This window comes from Nocardia sp. NPDC004260 (genome assembly GCF_053603155.1).
Genome location: NZ_JBSGEZ010000244.1, coordinates 1 through 1718, shown reverse-complemented (window position 1 = coordinate 1718; position 1718 = coordinate 1). Strand labels below are relative to the sequence as shown.

At 63.7% G+C, this 1718-nt stretch carries 3 protein-coding genes; 2 read left to right on the top strand and 1 reads right to left on the bottom strand.

Going from position 1 to position 1718, the window contains the following annotated elements:
* Nucleotides 1-3: 3 nt before the first annotated feature.
* The gene (locus ACWEO7_RS39370; RefSeq protein ID WP_452430919.1) at nucleotides 4-336 is read right to left on the bottom strand and encodes a hypothetical protein; all 333 of its coding nucleotides are present in this window, start codon (nucleotides 334-336) and stop codon (nucleotides 4-6) included.
* Between the two features lie 44 nt (nucleotides 337-380).
* Between ACWEO7_RS39370 and ACWEO7_RS39365 the strand changes: the two genes are divergently transcribed.
* Nucleotides 381-647 carry a 3'-5' exonuclease gene (locus tag ACWEO7_RS39365; RefSeq protein WP_452430917.1) on the top strand — a complete coding sequence of 89 codons (267 nt, stop codon included), beginning with the start codon at nucleotides 381-383 and terminating at the stop codon, nucleotides 645-647.
* Between the two features lie 344 nt (nucleotides 648-991).
* The gene (locus tag ACWEO7_RS39360) at nucleotides 992-1627 is read left to right on the top strand and encodes an AAA family ATPase (protein WP_452430916.1); all 636 of its coding nucleotides are present in this window, start codon (nucleotides 992-994) and stop codon (nucleotides 1625-1627) included.
* Nucleotides 1628-1718 lie beyond the last annotated feature (91 nt).

The window sequence follows — 1718 nt, the reverse complement described above, 5'->3', positions numbered from 1 at the left end:
ACCTCAACATGCCGACAATCCGAGCCAGCGAAGCTCCCGAAGACGACTGAAATACCAAGCAGACCAAGAAGTTTGATTCAGTTCAGAGAATACGGTGTCCGAGAGTTGTGTGATATCTGCCCTGTCGCACAGATCAAACGCTGCGCGGACGATTGGCAGCGTCCAGGCGAGGAATCGACTGCGGCCTGGGTTCAGCGGCTCGGCGGCCAGTTGCTCGAGATCACCAACCGGGCGGTGATCGTTGAGGGACTGCCCGAAGGGCGTCGCAACTTCCTTCAGCACAATCTCGGCTACCAGGTCAACGACATCAGGCGCCCACACCACTTCGGCAGGCACGGACGGGCAGACACCGGATGGGTTCACACACAGGAGGCGACACGATGAAGGTTCCCGACGCACTGCACGGCAAAGACTTCGCTGTCGTCGATGTCGAAGGCAATGGGCAGACGCCACCCGAAATCATCGAGATCGCGATCCTGCCGGTCTCCGGCGCGACGGTGGGGGTCGACGATATGCGGTCGTGGCTGGTCCGCCCCGCCAGGCCGATCACCCCGATCGTGACCCGCAAGGTCCATGGCATCACCAACGCCGACGTGGCCGAATGCCCGACTGGCCGGAGGTGTCGGAAAAGATCGAGGCGGCCCTGACGGGAAGGGTCCTGATCGCGCACAACGCGAATCTGGAAAGGCGGGTTCTCTCCGAACACCTGCCGGACTGGACACCACCGATGGTGCTCGACACGTTGAGACTCGCCAAAGCGGTGTGGCCCGGCATCGGTGGTTACGCACTGGAAAAGCTGGTCACCCACGCGGAGCTGGACACAACCGCGGTCTCAGATCACGGCCATCACCGCGCCGGGTGGGACACCTGGGGCGGCCTGGCAGCTGCTGGTGCGGCTGGTTCACGAAGGCGGATTCCGTTGGGACGAACTTGTGCAGGCGGCGGCGCCTGCGGAGTTCATTCCGCCGAGAGAACCAGAAGGACGGTTGTGGTGAGCACCGATTTCGTACGCCCAGTGACCGTCGCGGTCACCGGGACGCACTCGACCGGCAAGACCACCTTCCTGCGGCGGGTCACCGGACAGCTGCATCGCGAACGCGTCGAGGTGGCGGTCGTTGCCGACCTCGGCGCGGAGGCCACGGAGCACGGGTTGCCGATCCTCCAGCAACACACGTGGGCATCGACACTGTGGATCGTCTCGCGCGGAATGTCTCTGGAAGCGCAGGCTTGGAGCCGGGCGGACGTGGTCCTGGTCGATCGGCCCGTATCGGATGCGCTCGGATATTACGAAGCCGCTGTGGAATACCGAGGCGATCAACCAGATCACGTGAACATCGACCAGCTCGAGCAGCTGGTTACTCGGCACGCCGGTCACTATGACCTCATCCTGCGCACGGTGCTCGATCCGAGAATCCCATTGGACCTGAGCAAGCCACGGGGCACCGACCCGGAATTCCGGTCGCTGGCCGACCGGCACGTCGCGAAGGTCCTCGAACGACTCGGCATCGGACATGACCTGCTGCCCTCCGACGGGCACGATCGCGTCCTCGCCGAAGTGATGGCCTTTGTCAAGGGTGGCCTCGACGCGGGGCCGATGAGAACGACGATCGCCGATGACGAGGCCTAGGTGACTGGTGTTTTTCGTGCGGTGACGGCAGGGTCTCGAGCGGAATGTTCGGGTGACGTTGGGGCGTGTGCCGAGCCAGGGTGATCTGCTG

Excerpts from the sequence above, each read along its gene's own strand:
- ACWEO7_RS39365 (WP_452430917.1), top strand. The coding sequence starts at position 381 with ATGAAGGTTCCCGACGCACTGCACGGCAAAGACTTCGCTGTCGTCGAT.